At 65.9% G+C, this 15,886-nt stretch carries 16 protein-coding genes and 1 riboswitch; of the genes, 10 read left to right on the top strand and 6 right to left on the bottom strand.

All coding sequences use genetic code 11. The features are described from left to right. Positions 1-34: 34 nt before the first annotated feature. From ABIR17_RS10140 to ABIR17_RS10125, 4 genes are read left to right on the top strand one after another with little or no spacing between them, the layout of a single operon-like run. A complete protein-coding gene (locus tag ABIR17_RS10140) occupies positions 35-643 on the top strand; it encodes a TetR/AcrR family transcriptional regulator (RefSeq protein WP_348004255.1) in 609 nt (202 codons plus the stop codon). Continuing rightward, positions 643-2,376, top strand: coding sequence for an ABC transporter ATP-binding protein (locus ABIR17_RS10135; RefSeq protein ID WP_348004254.1), 1,734 nt, complete (start codon positions 643-645; stop codon positions 2,374-2,376). The genes ABIR17_RS10140 and ABIR17_RS10135 overlap by 1 nt, the downstream gene beginning before the upstream one ends. Continuing rightward, entirely contained in the window at positions 2,373-4,376 is a 2,004-nt protein-coding gene (locus ABIR17_RS10130; protein ID WP_348004253.1) for an ABC transporter ATP-binding protein, read from the top strand. The genes ABIR17_RS10135 and ABIR17_RS10130 overlap by 4 nt, the downstream gene beginning before the upstream one ends. A gap of 35 nt (positions 4,377-4,411) precedes the next feature. After that, complete coding sequence (locus ABIR17_RS10125; protein WP_348004252.1) at positions 4,412-5,200, top strand: class I SAM-dependent methyltransferase; 789 nt, start codon at positions 4,412-4,414, stop codon at positions 5,198-5,200. On the opposite strand, the gene ABIR17_RS10120 is transcribed toward ABIR17_RS10125, so the two are convergent. Next, entirely contained in the window at positions 5,197-6,477 is a 1,281-nt protein-coding gene (locus ABIR17_RS10120; protein WP_348004251.1) for a DNA recombination protein RmuC, read from the bottom strand. The two genes, ABIR17_RS10125 and ABIR17_RS10120, sit on opposite strands and share 4 nt — an antisense overlap. Before the next feature lie 95 nt (positions 6,478-6,572). On the opposite strand from ABIR17_RS10120, the gene ABIR17_RS10115 reads away from it, so the two are divergent. Both ABIR17_RS10115 and ABIR17_RS10110 read left to right on the top strand, forming a co-directional pair. Next, the gene (locus tag ABIR17_RS10115; RefSeq protein WP_348004250.1) at positions 6,573-8,066 is read left to right on the top strand and encodes a CoA-acylating methylmalonate-semialdehyde dehydrogenase; all 1,494 of its coding nucleotides are present in this window, start codon (positions 6,573-6,575) and stop codon (positions 8,064-8,066) included. 12 nt (positions 8,067-8,078) lie between these two features. Continuing rightward, a complete protein-coding gene (locus ABIR17_RS10110) occupies positions 8,079-8,297 on the top strand; it encodes a hypothetical protein (RefSeq protein WP_348004249.1) in 219 nt (72 codons plus the stop codon). On the opposite strand, the gene ABIR17_RS10105 is transcribed toward ABIR17_RS10110, so the two are convergent. Next, the gene (locus ABIR17_RS10105) at positions 8,294-8,884 is read right to left on the bottom strand and encodes a 3'-5' exonuclease (protein ID WP_348004248.1); all 591 of its coding nucleotides are present in this window, start codon (positions 8,882-8,884) and stop codon (positions 8,294-8,296) included. The two genes, ABIR17_RS10110 and ABIR17_RS10105, sit on opposite strands and share 4 nt — an antisense overlap. 226 nt (positions 8,885-9,110) lie before the next feature. On the opposite strand from ABIR17_RS10105, the gene ychF reads away from it, so the two are divergent. Then, positions 9,111-10,187 (top strand): redox-regulated ATPase YchF, encoded by a 1,077-nt coding sequence (gene ychF, locus ABIR17_RS10100; protein WP_348004247.1) that lies wholly within the window; start codon positions 9,111-9,113, stop codon positions 10,185-10,187. Between the two features lie 112 nt (positions 10,188-10,299). Further along, positions 10,300-10,581, top strand: a complete 282-nt coding sequence (locus ABIR17_RS10095) for a DUF1905 domain-containing protein (protein ID WP_348004246.1) — start codon at positions 10,300-10,302, stop codon at positions 10,579-10,581. A gap of 88 nt (positions 10,582-10,669) precedes the next feature. Here the strand turns inward: ABIR17_RS10095 and ABIR17_RS10090 are convergent, their stop codons facing one another. Then, positions 10,670-11,119 (bottom strand): redoxin domain-containing protein, encoded by a 450-nt coding sequence (locus tag ABIR17_RS10090; RefSeq protein ID WP_348004245.1) that lies wholly within the window; start codon positions 11,117-11,119, stop codon positions 10,670-10,672. Positions 11,120-11,208: 89 nt separating this feature from the next. On the opposite strand from ABIR17_RS10090, the gene ABIR17_RS10085 reads away from it, so the two are divergent. Further along, on the top strand, positions 11,209-11,673 hold the full coding sequence (locus ABIR17_RS10085) for a MarR family transcriptional regulator (RefSeq protein ID WP_348004244.1): 465 nt from the start codon (positions 11,209-11,211) through the stop codon (positions 11,671-11,673). Here the strand turns inward: ABIR17_RS10085 and ABIR17_RS10080 are convergent. The 3 genes from ABIR17_RS10080 to ABIR17_RS10070 form a co-directional block, all read right to left on the bottom strand. Continuing rightward, complete coding sequence (locus ABIR17_RS10080; protein ID WP_348004243.1) at positions 11,670-12,110, bottom strand: hypothetical protein; 441 nt, start codon at positions 12,108-12,110, stop codon at positions 11,670-11,672. The genes ABIR17_RS10085 and ABIR17_RS10080 overlap by 4 nt on opposite strands. 121 nt (positions 12,111-12,231) lie before the next feature. After that, a complete protein-coding gene (locus ABIR17_RS10075) occupies positions 12,232-13,197 on the bottom strand; it encodes a hypothetical protein (protein WP_348004242.1) in 966 nt (321 codons plus the stop codon). A gap of 87 nt (positions 13,198-13,284) precedes the next feature. Beyond that, positions 13,285-14,442, bottom strand: a complete 1,158-nt coding sequence (locus tag ABIR17_RS10070) for an NAD(P)/FAD-dependent oxidoreductase (protein WP_348004241.1) — start codon at positions 14,440-14,442, stop codon at positions 13,285-13,287. A 97-nt stretch (positions 14,443-14,539) separates the two neighbouring features. Continuing rightward, a riboswitch (glycine riboswitch) is annotated at positions 14,540-14,636 on the top strand. 120 nt (positions 14,637-14,756) lie between these two features. Here ABIR17_RS10070 and gcvT point away from each other — a divergent pair. Then, complete coding sequence (gcvT, locus tag ABIR17_RS10065; protein WP_348004240.1) at positions 14,757-15,878, top strand: glycine cleavage system aminomethyltransferase GcvT; 1,122 nt, start codon at positions 14,757-14,759, stop codon at positions 15,876-15,878. The last annotated feature ends 8 nt before the right edge of the window (positions 15,879-15,886 follow it).

Genomic DNA, 15,886 nt, shown 5'->3' with positions numbered 1-15,886 from the left:
GCGGAGTGAGTGCTCACTCATTTAGGATCGCCGCGTGGTCACAGCAGGAGAGGCGTTCGTCGACGTCGCGGAGTTCTCGCGGGAGCGCGCGCGTCCGCTGACCCCCGACGACCGGCGCGAAGCCATCCTGGCCGCAGTCGTCCCGCTGTTCCGGGAGCGCGGGCGTGAGGTCTCGTCGCGCGAACTCGCCGAGGCGGCTGGCGTGGCAGAAGGAACGGTTTTCCGCGCTTTCGGCGACAAAGAGAGTCTCATCAACGCCGCGATCGAGAAGATCTTCGACCCGCTGCCGATGTGGGCCAGCCTCCGTTTGATCGATCACGACCTGCCGCTCGAGCAGATTCTCACCCAGCTGATCTCCCGCCTCAACGCGCACTTCCGAGGTGTCGTCTCCGCCGTGATCGTGCTTGGCCTTCACGAACGTCCCCCCATCGACCACCGAGCCCACGACGAAAAGCGCCTCGCGGGCATCCTCGAAGAACTGCTTGCCGCCCATCGCGATCGCCTCGTCCTCCCGGTCGAGACGATCGCCGACTACCTGCGCCTGGTGGCGTTTGCGTCGGCACTCCCCATGTCGCCGGATCTCGGCGATAACGTGCTCGCGGGGCTCATTGCCCGCGGGATCCTTACGAAAGAAGAACTCTGATGCTCGGTCGGATTCTTGTCCGGTTCGTCAAGCCGTATTGGCCCCTGCTGGTCGGCGTGCTGGTCTTTCAGGGGGCGCAGTCCATTGCGTCGCTGTGGTTGCCCAGCCTCAACGCTGACATCATCGACACCGGTGTCGCGCAGGGCAAGATCGACTACATCATCCAGGTCGGCGGCATCATGCTCGCCGTCACGCTCGGGCAGATCATCTGCGCGATCGTTGCCGTCTACTTCGGCGCGCGCCTGGCGATGGCCTTCGGCCGCGACCTCCGGGCGGCGATCTTCGCCCGGGTGGGCGAGTTCTCCGAACAAGAGGTCTCGCGCTTTGGTGCTCCGTCGCTGATCACCCGCACCACCAACGACGTGCAGCAGGTGCAGATGCTCGTGTTGATGACGTGCACCCTGATCATCTCGACCCCGATTCTGGCGATCGGCGGGGTGATCTTCGCGATTCGCGAAGACCCGACCCTGTCGTGGATCATGGTGGTCGCCATTCCCGTCCTGCTCGTCGCGATCGGGTTGATCATCATCCGGATGGTGCCGCTGTTCCGCAAGATGCAGGAGCGCATCGACGGCGTGAACCGCATCTTGCGCGAACAGCTCACCGGCATCCGCGTGGTGCGCGCTTTCGTGCGCGAGCCCGTCGAGACTGCTCGGTTCGGTGGCGCGAATGAAGCCCTGACCGACACCGCGATGCGGGCCGGGCGGCTGTTCGCCCTGATGTTCCCGATTGTGTTTCTGGTGCTCAACCTGTCGAGTGTCGCCGTCCTGTGGTTCGGCGCCTACCGGATCGACAGCGGCGACCTTGAAGTCGGCTCGCTGATCGCGTTCCTCAGCTACCTTGTGCAGATTTTGATGGCCGTGCTCTTCGCGACCTTCCTCGCCTTCCTCTTGCCGCGCGCGACGGTATCGGCCACTCGGATCGGCCAAGTGCTCGAAACCGAGTCGAGCGTCAAGCCGTCGGTAGCTCCGGTCACTGAGTTGCACGGAACCGGGCTGGTCGAGCTACGCGACGTCGAGTTCTCGTATCCGGGGGCCGACTCCCCGGTGCTGCGCGGGCTCACCTTCGACGCGAAACCGGGGACCACCACCGCGATCGTCGGCAGCACGGGGGCCGGCAAGACCACCCTCGTCAACCTGCTGCCGCGCCTCTTCGACGTCTCGACGGGTTCGGTGTTGATCGACGGGGTGGATGTGCGCGAGGTTGACCCCGACCTGCTCTGGGGTCGCATCGGACTCGTGCCGCAGCGCGCCTACCTGTTCTCGGGAACCATCGCGAGCAACCTTCGCTACGGCAAACCGGATGCGACCGACGACGAACTGTGGGCCGCCCTCGAGGTGGCGCAGGGCAAGGACTTCGTCGACGCAATGCCGGAGAAGCTGGATGCCCCCATCACCCAAGGCGGTACCAACGTCTCGGGCGGTCAGCGTCAGCGCCTCGCGATCGCGCGTGCCCTGGTGAAGCGTCCGGAGATCTACGTCTTCGACGACTCGTTCTCGGCGCTCGACACCGCGACCGACGCACGCTTGCGGGCCGCCCTCACCAGGGCAGTGCCGGAGGCGACGAAGATCATTGTCGCCCAACGGGTGGCGACGATTATCGACGCCGACCAAATTCTCGTGCTCGATCACGGTGCGATCGTCGCACGGGGAACCCATTCGGAATTGCTCACGACGTCGGCCGAGTACGCCGAGATCGTCGCGAGCCAGCTCTCAGCCGAGGAAGCAGCATGAGCGACAGCGAGAAGTCAGAAGCTCCGGCACGTCCGGCAGGCCCGCCCCGGCGTGGCACGGGTGGCGGCGGGCCGTTCGGTGGCATGGGAATGCCGACCGAGAAGAGCATCACGTTCGGACCCTCCGCGCGCCGTCTCATCGGCCGACTTCGCCCCGAAGCGATTGGCGTGTTCTTCGTCGTCCTGCTCGGCGCCATCAGCGTCCTGCTGTCCGTCACCGGCCCGAAGGTGCTCGGGATGGCAACAGACATCATTTTCGGTGGCGCCATCGGCGGCCAGATGCCGTCCGGCCCCACGAAGGCCGAAGTCATCGCCGGGCTGGTCGCCCAAGGCAACCAGCAGCAAGCCGACCTGTTGGGCAACATCGACTTCACGCCCGGCGTTGGAATCGACTTCTCCGCGCTCCAGGTGGTGCTCGGCTTCGTGCTGCTGCTCTACGTGTTCTCATCGGTGTTCCAGTACGTGCAGGGATTCGTACTCAACGGCATCACGCAGCGCACCGTCTTCCGCTTGCGTTCGGACGTCGAGTCGAAGATCCACCGCCTGCCGCTGTCGTACTTCGACAAGATGCCGCGCGGCGAGCTGCTCAGCCGGGTCACGAACGACATCGACAACGTGTCGCAGAGCCTGCAGCAAACCCTGAGCCAGATGCTCACCTCGATCCTCACCGTCATCGGCGTGGTCGTGATGATGTTCCTCATCTCGCCGCTGCTCGCCGCGATCGCGTTGGTCGCCATCCCGCTCACCCTCGGCATCACGGTGGTGATCGCCAAGCGGTCGCAGAAGCTGTTCGCCGCCCAGTGGAAGCACACCGGGGAGCTCAACGCGCAAATCGAGGAGGGCTACTCGGGCCACGCCTTGGTCAAGGTCTTCGGCCGTCACCGCGAGGTCGAGGCCCGATTCGGAGAGAAGAACGAGGAGCTGTTCAAGGCTTCGTTCGGCGCCCAGTTCATCAGCGGCATCATCATGCCGGCGACCACGTTCGTCGGAAACCTGGTCTACGTCGCAATTGCTGTCGTCGGGGGAATCCTGGTCGCCGGCGGCTCGATAAAGATCGGCGACGTGCAGGCCTTCATCCAGTACTCGCGTCAGTTCACCCAGCCGCTTGCACAACTCGGCTCGCTCGTTAATCTGCTGCAGTCGGGCGTCGCGAGCGCCGAGCGCGTCTTCGAGCTGCTGGATGCCGTGGAGCAGTCGCCCGATCCGCTGGACGCCGCGTCGCCCGCGCCGACGGCTGGACGCCTGGCCTTTGAGCACGTCTCGTTCCGGTATGCCGCCGAGACGCCGCTCATCGACGACCTGTCGCTGGTCGCAGAACCGGGCAGCACCGTCGCGATCGTCGGACCGACCGGGGCAGGCAAGACCACCCTGGTCAACCTGATCATGCGCTTCTACGAACTCGACGGCGGAAAGATCACCCTCGACGGGGTCGACATCTCGACGATGACGCGCGGCGACCTCCGGGATCGCACCGGCATGGTGTTGCAAGACACTTGGCTGTTCAAGGGCTCGATTCGCGACAACATCGCCTACGGTCGGCCCGACGCTACTGAGGAAGAAATCCTCGAAGCGGCGACGCAAGCGTATGTCGACCGATTCGTACACGTGCTGCCTGACGGCTACGACACCGTGCTCGACGACGAAGGTTCCAACGTCTCGGCGGGCGAGAAGCAGCTCATCACGATCGCGCGGGCGTTTCTGTCGCGACCCGAGGTGCTCATCCTCGACGAGGCGACCTCGTCGGTCGACACCCGCACCGAGTTGCTCGTGCAGCGCGCGATGCAAGAGTTGCGCAAGGCGCGCACCTCGTTCGTCATCGCTCACCGGCTCTCAACGATCCGGGATGCCGACCTCATCCTCGTGATGGAGGCCGGAGCGATCGTCGAGCAGGGCACCCACGCACAGTTGATCGGCAAGGGTGGCGCGTATGCGCGGCTCTACGAGGCGCAGTTCGCGGCACCCCTAGAAGAGACGCCGGAAGGCACCCCCGTCGGACGTTAGGCCGCGAGAGCGCCGTGGCGGCGTAGGGTCGATCCGTGGTGGAAGACGCCTGGGCCGTCGGAGGTGACTACGAGCCCTATGTCGGGCGGTGGAGTCGTCACGTCGCGTCGGAGTTCCTGCGCTGGGTGACGGCACCGGCTGGACTGACATGGCTCGATGTCGGGTGCGGTACCGGCGCTCTGAGCGAGGCGATTCTGGATGAGGCGGCCGCCGCTTCGGTCACCGGGATCGACCCCTCGGCAGGGTTCGCTGACTTCGCCGCACGCCGTCTCGCGGACCGACCCGCCACGTTCGACGTCGGCGACGCCCGCGAACTCCCCTACAGTCGGGCGTCCTTCGACGTCGTGGTCTCCGGGCTGGTGCTGAACTTCGTGCCCGATGCCGCGCTAGCGATCGGCGAACAACATCGCGTGCTGCGACCGGGCGGGATGGTCGCTGCCTACGTGTGGGACTACCCGGGCATGGCGATGATGGCCCACTTCTGGGCGGCGGCTGAAGCCGTGGACGGCCGCACCGAGTCGCTCGACGAATCGCGCCGCTTCGCCGGTTGGGATCGCGCCGGCCTCGCCGAACGTTTCGGAGCGGCAGGCTTCGAGTCGGTCGAGACGACCGAGATCGTCATCCCGACGGTGTTCCGCGATTTCGACGACCTCTGGACACCGTTCCTCGGCGGGCAGGGTGCCGCCCCGAGTTATCTGGCGAGCGTCGACGATCTCACTCGGGATGCCATCCGCGCCGAGTTGCGGGCAAGCGTTCCGACGGGACCGATCGAGTTGACCGCCCGCGCCTGGGCGGTACGGGCGGTACGACCGACTTCCGGCTAAGCCGTCTTGGGCTTGCGGATCGTCGCCTCGGTTTCGAGGTTGACGAGCCCGAGGTCGAGTTCGGCCCGGCCGATACCGGTCTCGTCGAGGGCCGCGAACTCCATCTGACTGAGCGACTTCGGCTGTGTCTCGATCGTGCCCGGGGTTCCGATGACCTTCGACTCGTCGAGCACATCGAGCTTTCGGGCTGTCACGAGGACTCGCTGCTCGAGCGAACTCGCGAACTGGTTGTAGTTGGTGACGGTCGACTCGATCGATCGGCGCAGCTTGTCGGCGTGCTCCGACAGGGTCGACAGGCGCGAGTACAACTCCTTGCCGAGGTCGAACAGGGTCTTGGCGTCTTCGGTCAGCACGTTCTGCTGCCAGGTGAACGCGATCGTCTTGAGCAGCCCCCACAGGGTTGCGGGGTTGGCGAGCACGATGCGCTTCGAGAACGCGTACTCCATCAGGCTCGGGTCTTGTTCCATCGCTGCGGCCAGCAGCGGTTCGTTCGGGATGAAGGCGATCGTGAAGTCGGGGCTGGCGGCAAGGCCGGTCCAATAACTCTTGCCGGCGAGCGCATCCACGTGGTTGCGCACCTGCTTTGCGTGCTGCGCAAGAAGCTGCTGCCGACGAGCCTCTTGTTCGCCGGTTGCGGTCGCGGGGATGGCACTCGCGTCGATGTACGAGTTGTACGGAACTTTCGCGTCGACCGGGATCGACTTGCCGCCGGGCAGGTTGATCACCATGTCAGGGCGACGCGTGCCGCTCTCGGACTCGATCGTCGACTGAAGGAAGTAGTCAACGCGGTTGATCAGCCCGGCCGACTCGACCAAGGTGCGCAGTTGCGTCTCGCCCCACACTCCGCGGGTTGCATTGTTGCGCAGCGCGGACGCGAGCGATTCCGTCGTCGCACGGAGCTGTTCGCCGCTCACCCGTGAGGCGCTGAGTTGTTCGGTGAGGGCGCCGTATTGGGTCGCCCGGTCGCGCTCGAGTTCGGCGACCTTGCCGCTCATTTGCCGCAACGTTTCTTGCACGGGAGCCAGCTGCTGGAGAACCTTGTTGTCTTCTTCGGTGCGAGCCTGTTGGGCACGCTGTTCGGCGAGCAGCGCTTCAATCTGCGCGCCGCGGGCAGTGGCGAGGGACTCCGCCGCAGCCGTGCGTTCGCGGAACGAGATGAGGTTCTCGGTCGCAGCAGTGGCATCCGATCGGCGTGCGCGCGCGATCAGCCAACCGCCGAGCACGCCGAGCACGAGACCGGCGCCGAGGCCGATCAGCAGGGTGAGAGTCGCATCCATGTCTGAAGTGTCGCAAGCAGGACCGACATCCTCGGTCTGCCCATCCGAGAACGAGGAAAAATGTTCGCGAAATGTCTTGCGCGTAGCCTGTCGGAATGGCTACATCCGTGCTCGATCACTGGGTTTCTGGCACCGCGTTCAGCGGAGTAAGCACCCGCACCGCCCCCGTCTATGACCCCGCCCGTGGCGTCGTCCAGCGCGAGGTGCGGCTGGCGTCAACGGCCGACGTCGACGAAGCGGTGAAGGTTGCAACCGCAGCCTTCCCGGCCTGGTCGGAGGCGTCCTGGGCCAAGCGGCAGCAGGTGATGTTCGCGTTTCGGGAGATCGTGAACGCACGCAAGGGTGAGCTCGCCGCCATCCTCACGAGCGAACACGGCAAGGTGACCGCGGATGCGCTCGGCGAAGTCGCCCGCGGACTTGAGGTCGTCGAGTTCGCCTGCGGCATCCCGCACCTCGCGAAGGGCGAGTACACCGAGAACGCGTCGACCGGCGTCGACGTCTACTCGCTGCGCCAGGCGCTCGGCGTCGTCGGAATCATCAGCCCGTTCAACTTTCCCGCGATGGTGCCGATGTGGTTCTTCCCGGTCGCCCTCGCGGTGGGCAACACCGTCATCCTGAAGCCGTCCGAGAAGGATCCGTCGGCCGCGATGTGGATGGCCGCGGCGCTCAAGGAGGCCGGGCTTCCGGACGGCGTGTTCAACGTCGTGCACGGCGACAAGGAGGCGGTGGATGCTCTGCTCACCCACCCGGGGATCGCGGCGGTGAGTTTCGTCGGCTCGACCCCGATCGCGAAGTACGTCTATGAGACCGGCACCAAGGCAGGCAAGCGCGTGCAAGCGCTTGGCGGCGCGAAGAACCACATGCTCGTGCTGCCCGACGCCGACCTCGACCTGGTGGCGGATTCCGCGGTCAACGCCGGATTCGGCTCCGCGGGCGAGCGCTGCATGGCGATCTCGGTCGTCGTGGCCGTCGGCGGCATTGCGGATGACCTCATCCCGAAAATCGTGTCGCGGATGGCAGGACTCAAGGTGGGCGACGGCACCCGCGGCTGCGACATGGGGCCGCTCATCACGAAGGAGCACCGCGACAAGGTGGCGGGCTACCTTGACACCGCCGTGACCGACGGCGCCACGCTCGTGGTCGACGGTCGCGGCATCTCGGTGGATGGTGACGACGCTGGGTTTTGGCTCGGCCCGACCCTCATCGATCGGGTGCCCGTCACCTCCGATGTCTACCGGCACGAGATCTTCGGCCCGGTGCTCTCGGTCGTCCGCGTCGCCACCTACGAGGAGGGCGTCGCCCTGATCAACTCCTCGCCGTACGGCAACGGCACCGCAATCTTCACCAACGACGGCGGGGCCGCGCGGCGGTTCCAGCGCGAAGTCACGGTCGGGATGATCGGCATCAACGTGCCGATCCCGGTGCCGGTCGGCTACTACTCGTTCGGCGGTTGGAAGGATTCCCTCTTCGGCGACACGAAGGCGTACGGCCCGGATGCCATCCACTTCTTCACCCGCCAGAAGGCGATCACCTCGCGCTGGCTCGACCCGTCGCACGGCGGAATCAACCTGGGCTTTCCCACCAACTGAACTGGCGCGCTGATGGGTCTCGATGACGATCCGTTCGAATACCGGGTAACGAAAGACGGTCGGGTCCTCGTGAGTCGTGGCGGCCGGCCGGTGGTCACGATTGCCGGCGGGCGTGCCGAACGCCTGATCCCGATGCTGGGGACGGATGACGTCCGCGACCAGGAACTACTCGCTCGGGCGACCGGCAACTACCGCCGCGGCAACGAGCGGCACGAGTCCACGCGGGACTAAGCGGTCGCGGCGGTGGGAAGCGCGACGATCGACGAAATGCGCACTCCCGACATGGCGGTGAGTTCAGGAACGTCGATCGCTCCGTAGCGATCGGCCGCGTGGATGATGATCGCCGCGCAAGCTTCGGCATCCGCTACCGCGTCGTGGTGCGGGAAGTCTTCGAAACCCGCTGCCAGCGCGACCGACGGCAGCCGGTAGGAGTCGAGCGTGTAGGTGTTGCGCGCGATCTGGAGTGAGCAGAAGTAGTTGTAGGCCGGAGCAACGATTCCGGTCACGGCGCAGGCCATCTTGATGACGCCCATGTCGAAGCCGGCGTTGTGGGCGACGAGGTGGTCGTCGTCGATGAACGCCATCAGGTCGACCATCTGCTCGACCCAAGTGGGGGCACCCTGCACCATGTCGATCGTGATGCCGTGGATGCGGGTGTTCCAGTCGATGAAGTGGTCGTGCGGAGCCGGCGGCTGGATGAACCATCCGATGCGATCGACGATCTGACCGTCGCGCACCTTGATCAGCCCGACCGAGCACGCGCTCGCCATTGAGGAGTTCGCCGTTTCGAAGTCGATGGCGGTGAAGTCGAGCGGCACGTCCTGACTCTGACATGCCCCTCCGACGCCGCCCGCTTGGCTCGCCGCTTCGCGACCTAACTCTCGGAAATCCGGCCCCTCATCGCCATGACATCGACAACGGCTCATCGCGCCGAGAGTTGCGGCCGCGCGGGCGGCCTAACTCTCACGCAGGCGTCGCAATGACTGCGCCCTGTGGGTAGCACCGCGCTGGGGTGAGAGTTGGGGCCGGATAGGCTCGTCCACCGTGGCACTCACCATCGGAATCGTCGGCTTGCCCAACGTCGGCAAGAGCACCCTCTTCAACGCACTCACGAAGAACAACGTGCTCGCGGCGAACTACCCGTTCGCGACGATCGAGCCGAACGTCGGAATCGTGAACCTCCCCGACCCGCGGTTGAAGGTGCTGGCCGGGATCTTCGGCAGCGAACGCATCCTGCCGGCGACCGTGTCGTTCGTTGACATCGCGGGCATCGTGAAGGGCGCTTCAGAGGGGGAGGGGCTCGGCAACCAGTTCCTCGCCACCATCCGCGAGGCCGACGCGATCGCCCAGGTAGTGCGCGGATTCGATGACCCGGATGTCGTCCACGTCGCCGGCGCGGTGGATGCGGCATCCGACCTCGAGACCATCACCACCGAACTCGCGCTCGCCGATCTGCAGACCCTCGAGAAGGCGATCGTGCGCATCGAGAAGGAGGTGCGTGGGAAGAAGACGGAACCCGCAGTTCTGGATGCCGCGCTCGCCGCCCAGAAGGCGCTCAACGACGGCATACCGCTGTCACGCGCGAAGGGCGTCGACCTGCCGCTGCTGCGCGAGTTGGGTCTGATGACCGCGAAGCCGATCATCTACGTGTTCAACGTGGACGAGGCAGTGCTCGGCGATGCCGCGAAGAAGGATGCGCTCGCCGCACTCGTCGCTCCGGCTAAGGCCGTCTTCCTGGACGCGAAACTCGAGTCGGAGTTGATCGACCTCGACGACTCCGACGCCGCTGAGTTGCTCGCGAGCACCGGCCAGACCGAGAGCGGACTCGACCAGCTCGCCCGCATCGGCTTCGACACCCTCGGCCTGCAGACCTACCTCACTGCCGGTCCGAAAGAGTCGCGTGCCTGGACCATCCACAAGGGCGACAAGGCCCCGCAAGCCGCGGGCGTCATCCACACCGACTTCGAGCGCGGCTTCATCAAGGCCGAGATCATCGGCTTCGACGACCTCGTCGCGACCGGCTCGATCGCCGAAGCGCGTGCGAAGGGTAAGGCGCGCATCGAAGGGAAGGACTACGTCATGCAGGATGGCGACGTGGTCGAGTTCCGCTTCAACGTCTAGGAGCAAGGGCTGAGTGCTTAAAAAAGCTGACGGCCGACCACAAGGTGGGGAGCTCTGATGCGCCCGCGGCACACACATAGACAGCGGCTAAGTTGGCCACTAGCTTGAGCGCATGACGACCGCCCAGCCCCTCGACCATTCGTTCACGTCCGTGTTGCAGGGCGATATGGGGCCTAACAAGTGGACGTGCGCAATCATGACCGACTCACATGCGGTGCTCGGCACGGGCAAGGCGATCAAGGTTGTCGCGACGGTCGATGGTGAAACCATCTCCACGTCGATGTTGCCGCACAAGGGCGGACACATGTTGGCGATCAAGAAATCGGTGCAGGATGCCATCGGCAAGCACGCCGGTGACACGGTGAGTGTCCATCTCACGCAGCGCGAGGGATAGACGCAACCGCTAGTGCGCTTCGGCAGCCTCAACCCCGGTCAAGAGTCTTGGCCAACGGGAGCGTGACGCCGGTCGATGCGAAGTTCGGCTAGCGACCCAGCGCTTCAATCACCGCGGACTTCGAGAAGCTGGCGGTCGGCAGGGCACTCGTAACGGCCGAGAGAATCGACCCATCGGCGTCCACGACGAAGGTGCCACTGTGCTGGAGCATCAGGAAACGGCCGAGCCCGAGATCGGCGTGGTGATCGCCGGATGCCCAGACCTTGAGTGTGGTGAGGCGTGCCACGGTCGGGGCCTGGGAACGGCCACCGGGCACCACGATGACGACGGTCGCGTCGCCGAGCGTCCCCGCGTCGCGCATCCGCTCGAGGGCGCGAACGTGCGCGCGGCAGATCGGGCAGTTGCTCGCCCGCATGAAGAAGATGACAGTCCGCCCGACGGTCTGGCGATGCAGTGTCGACGCCGTGCCATCCGCGGCGGTCAGAGGGATGTCGGGAAGTTCGGTTCCGATGGCGGGAACGGCGGTGGTGGTGGACATGGGGGCCTCACTCTTACGATGAAGTCCGGTAGGAAACCGGGTTGCCCAAATTGTCAACCGCATTACCTAATTTGTCAAGAGGGTTGCCTATGTATGGGGATGCGCTGGTCGAGTTCGCCGATGCTGCGCGCAACGATCTGGGACTCCTGGTGTCTCAGGCGTCGGCCCGACTGATGGGGGAGCTGTTCGGGGCCCTCGCGTCGAAGGGCTATCCGGAGGTACACCTCGCCCATTCCGCAGTCTTCGTCGGGCTCGACCCGGAAGGTACTCGCATCAGCGATCTCGCGCGGCGCGCCAACGTCAGCCGACAGGCGATGAGCATCCTCGTGCGTGACCTCCACCGTGCGGGCTATGTCACCGTCGAGACCGACCCCACCGACCAGCGTGCGACGGTCGTGACGCTCGATCGACGCGGCGCGGAGTTCTGCCGCGCCGCAGCGGTCGTGTCGTGCGAACTGAGCGCACGGGCTGATCGCCGTCTCGGGCAGCCAGATGCGGCCACCTTGCGGCGGACTCTCACAACCCTGCTCGAGCCGGACTCCGGTTCCGGCTAACCGCCGGGGGTCTGTCCCACCTCGGTCGCGCCGAACCAGCCGAGCCAACCGCCATCCATCGGCATGACCTCGTAGTCGCCGCAGGCGTACACGTCGTCGGGCCAGTCTTCGGTCGACCAGTCTGCCGAGAGCTGCGGGATGCCGTGCCGAGCACCCAGCGTGCACGACGACGGCAGTTCGGACGGCGACGTGACCCGCACGACCGACACGGTCTCGTCGGTCGTCGCCAGGTTGTGAATACCCCTCGAGTCGGCCGGGATCCACGGCGGGATGTCGACCCCGACCCAGCCTTTAGCTGCGGCGGCGTAGGTGGCGAAATCTTCCCGGTGCTGCTTGTGTGCGAGGTCGGCGATCTGGGTGCAGCCGGTGAGAGCGATCAGGAGGATGCCGCCCGCGAAGGCGGTAGCGGCGACATTGGCGGAGTCGAATCGTGACATGACTCAAGACTCGGCACGCACGTCGAGGAAAGCGACCGTCGCAGGATCGATCAACGTCATCCCGAAGACGGATCGACGCCCCGACCCGAGAGGGAGGGGGCGTCGATCGATGCGATGCCGGTTACGGGGTTTTGGCGGGTTCCGGGTTCGACGCCTGCTGCGCCGCGTACTCGTCGCGCAGCTGGTGGATCTCGGCGTCGATGTCCGCGAGGTTGGTCGGGTCGCTCAGGCCGCACTGGCCGAGCTCCTGGTCGACCTGAAGGGTCAAGCCATCCTTACCGGCTGCATGGGCGTCGGCCACGGTGCCGTGAACGACTACGTTGTTGGCCGCGTCTTGCGAAGTCTGCTGAAGCGAGGGGACGTCTTCACAGAGGTGGTAAACGTGGCCCTGCGGCGTCCAGGCGACGTCGTCGCCACCGGTGAGCTCCTGCACGATGGTCGTGTACTCGTCGACCTGGCCCTCATTGACGATGCCAGTCTCAGTGTTGGCCTCCTGCGACGGGGGGTTGTAGGAGATTCCGAGCAGCACCGCAACGATGAGCAGGACGCCCCCCACGGCACCAGCGACGCCCTTGGTGCGGCCGTCGAGGTTCTTGCTGAGGAGGATCACGATGATGATCGGAATGAACGCGATGAGCGGGATGATCGCCCCGAGCTGGTTCTGAACGAAGAAGCGGAATCCGTCCTGACGTGAGGCCGGGTCGGCCTGGTTGGCCGCCTTCCACAGCTGCGAACCGATGATCGTCAGGATGCCAATGACGACCAGCAGTCCGATCAGCGCCCAGAAGAACCAGCTGGGCTGAACGTTCGGGTCACCGTCGACGTTGGTGCCGCGCAGGATGAACAGCATGTACCAGATGCCGACAGCCTCAAGGGCGATCGCGACGATCCACAGGATCCAGGCGATCACGCGCTTGGTGCCGGCCGAAGCCTTCGCCTCCGGCGTGGCCTTCCAGCCGGTGCCTTCGCTGACACGCTTGTTGGCCTCAGCCCTGACGCTGGCGGCCGAAGCTGTCTGCTTTTCGGTCGCCGGTGCGGAATCCGCCTGAACGACCTTTTTGCCGCTACGGCTCGTCGGTTCTGCCATGTTCTGTGCCCTCCTGGGTGCTAACTGAGCATGATCATAGCGGCGCGCAGAGTCGCGCTGACGACCCGCTTTCCGTTCGGGACGGTGTCAGGACTTCGCGGCAGCCCGCGCGATTCGCGTGGCGTCGATCCCGAGTTGCCGCAGGTTGCCGGTCAGCGGATTCGAGTAGCCGATGAAATACAGCCCCGGATGCTCGGGCAACTGCGCGGCAGCGTTCACAGTGGGTCGACCCTTCGCGCCGAGGACGCCGAGATGCCCGACCAGCGGCTCGAGTCCGCGCTGAAAACCGGTCGCAACGACGACCGCGTCGGGAGTGATCCGGGTGCCGTCGCCGAGTAGCACGGCATCCTTGTCGAATCCGGTGACCTCCGCGACTGCGGTGACCTTCCCCGCGCGGAGGGCGGGCAGCATCCCGACATCGAGTGTTGGGGTGACGTCGTCGCGACGCATCTGGGTGACCAGCCCGCGCGGGGGTTTCGGGATGCCGTACTTGGTCAGATTGCCGACGGTCACGCGCTGCATGAGCGCGGCGATGGCATCCTGCATCTTGACGGGCAGCCAGTCCATCGCGATGACGAGAGCCTGACTCGGGATGCCCGCCACCGCCCGCGGAAAGATGTTCGGTGGCGTGCGCACGGCGAGCCGCACCTTCGCGCCACTCTCGGCGAGGTCGGCCGCGATCTCGGCACCACTGTTGCCCGGGCCCACGACGAGCACATCCTTCGCGGCGAGCGTGGCGGGGTTGCGGTACTCGCTGGAGTGCACGATCTTGCCGGTGAACGTCTTCAGACCCGGCCAGTCGGGAATCTTCGCCGTGTGGTTGTACCCGGTCGCCACGACGACGACACTCGTGGCGATCGTGCCCTGCGTCGACCCTTTTGACCAGTTCACGGTCCAGCCTTCGACGCGTTCGTGAACCTGATCGGCACTGACACCGAGATGGATGTCGAGCCCCTGCAGGCTCGCGTACTCACCGAGGTAGCGCACCACGTCGTCACGGGCGACCCAGCGCCCGTAGCGGCGCGGGATGCCGAAGCCCGGCAGGCCAGACAGGCCGCGGGAGGTGTGCAGGTGCAGCCGGTCGTAGTGCTTCGTCCAACTCGAGCCGGGCTGGTCGGCCTTCTCCAGGACGACGACGTGGAGCCCCGCCCGCTGAAGTTCGGCTGCTGCGGCCAGGCCACCCGGTCCCGCACCGATGACGACGGCATCCGCGCGATCCGGCACGTTCGACGTTGTCGTGCTCACCTGTCCATCATCGTGGGTGCACGCGGGTCCCGCGACTGTTCCCCGTTGTGGGCGAGGCAGCGGGCGCTAGGCTGGCCGCACAATCGAACATCGGGCCGCACGCAATGCGGGAGAGTTCACCGGTTCGCCCGGATGAACACCGAAGGAGCAAGCCTCCCCGCCAATCTCTCAGGTACACGTACCGCATCGCGCAGGCCACTCTGGAAAGAGCCCGTCGAACCTAGGCGAGCCGCCGTCGGTGAAAGCGCCCCGCTGAACAGGGGCGCGAAACTCTCAGGCACCATGACAGAGGGGGAGTTCTCACCACTCATTCGATGGAGAACTCCGTGCCTGATTCCGAGCCCACATCCCGCGATTCGCCGCTGCATGACGTCCATGTCGCGGTCGGCGCAGCCTTCACCGACTTCGGTGGATGGCGGATGCCGGTTCGCTACGGCTCCGACTTGGCCGAACATGAGTCGGTACGCACCGGCGCCGGTCTCTTTGACCTGAGCCATATGGCCGAGTTCATGGTCGAGGGCACCCATGCCGCCGCGTTCCTCGACTACGCGCTGGCTGGAGCGGCGTCGGCGATCACGATCGGCCGCGCGAAGTACTCGCTGCTGCTGGCTGAAGGGGGCGGCATCCTCGACGATCTCGTCGTCTATCGGCTCGACGAGCAGCGCTTCCTGGTCGTCGCCAATGCCGGAAATCACGACGTCGTCGCGGCCGCGCTCGCGCAGCGCAGGGCGGAGTTCGACGTCGCGGTCACCGACGACACCGATCGGTGCGCGCTCATCGCGGTGCAGGGTCCGCGTTCGGTCGAGGTGCTCGAGCGGGTCTCGGCGCTGAGGGCATCGTTTGCGGACCTGTCGTACTACGCGATCACCGAGGGCAGCTACGCGGAGGCGACAGTGCTCGTCGCGCGCACCGGCTACACCGGCGAGGACGGTTATGAGCTCTACCTGGATGCCGCTGCCGCTCCGGCGCTCTGGAACGACCTGGTCGCCGCCGGCGCAACCCCCGCCGGACTCGCGGCCCGCGACACTCTGCGCCTCGAAGCCGGGATGCCGCTCTACGGCCACGAACTCTCGACCGAGACGTTCCCGGTGCAGGCCGGGATCGGCCGGGTCGTCGCGCTGAGCAAGCCGGGCCCGTTCGTCGGCCGAGAGGCCGTCGAACACGGGCCGGCCGAAGGCGCCCGCGTGCTCGTCGGTCTAGAAGCCGACGGCAAGCGTGCGGGTCGAGCCGGCTACCCGGTCCTGGCGGATGGCGAGGTGATCGGCGAGGTGACGTCCGGTGCGCTGTCGCCGACGCTCCGCATCCCGATCGCCATGGCGTACGTCGACCCCGCGTTTGCAGCGGTCGGCACCGAGGTGGGCATTGACGTTCGCGGCACGGCCGTTCCGGCCCGTGTCGTTCCTCTTCCGTTCTACTCGAGAAAGGCCCTGCCGTGAATAACAAC

The organism is Pseudolysinimonas sp. (assembly GCF_039912695.1).
In the GTDB taxonomy this organism is placed as follows: domain Bacteria; phylum Actinomycetota; class Actinomycetes; order Actinomycetales; family Microbacteriaceae; genus Pseudolysinimonas_A.
Note: the sequence above shows the minus strand (reverse complement) of the source record. Positions and strands in the feature narration are given on the sequence as shown.

Coding starts and splice junctions, on each gene's coding strand:
- ABIR17_RS10080 (WP_348004243.1), bottom strand. CDS start 12,110: ATGTCACGATTCGACTCCGCCAATGTCGCCGCTACCGCCTTCGCGGGC.
- ABIR17_RS10110 (WP_348004249.1), top strand. CDS start 8,079: ATGGGTCTCGATGACGATCCGTTCGAATACCGGGTAACGAAAGACGGT.
- ABIR17_RS10085 (WP_348004244.1), top strand. CDS start 11,209: ATGTATGGGGATGCGCTGGTCGAGTTCGCCGATGCTGCGCGCAACGAT.
- ABIR17_RS10090 (WP_348004245.1), bottom strand. CDS start 11,119: ATGTCCACCACCACCGCCGTTCCCGCCATCGGAACCGAACTTCCCGAC.
- ABIR17_RS10115 (WP_348004250.1), top strand. CDS start 6,573: ATGGCTACATCCGTGCTCGATCACTGGGTTTCTGGCACCGCGTTCAGC.
- ABIR17_RS10120 (WP_348004251.1), bottom strand. CDS start 6,477: ATGGATGCGACTCTCACCCTGCTGATCGGCCTCGGCGCCGGTCTCGTG.
- ABIR17_RS10095 (WP_348004246.1), top strand. CDS start 10,300: ATGACGACCGCCCAGCCCCTCGACCATTCGTTCACGTCCGTGTTGCAG.
- ABIR17_RS10130 (WP_348004253.1), top strand. CDS start 2,373: ATGAGCGACAGCGAGAAGTCAGAAGCTCCGGCACGTCCGGCAGGCCCG.
- ABIR17_RS10075 (WP_348004242.1), bottom strand. CDS start 13,197: ATGGCAGAACCGACGAGCCGTAGCGGCAAAAAGGTCGTTCAGGCGGAT.
- gcvT (WP_348004240.1), top strand. CDS start 14,757: ATGGAGAACTCCGTGCCTGATTCCGAGCCCACATCCCGCGATTCGCCG.
- ABIR17_RS10135 (WP_348004254.1), top strand. CDS start 643: ATGCTCGGTCGGATTCTTGTCCGGTTCGTCAAGCCGTATTGGCCCCTG.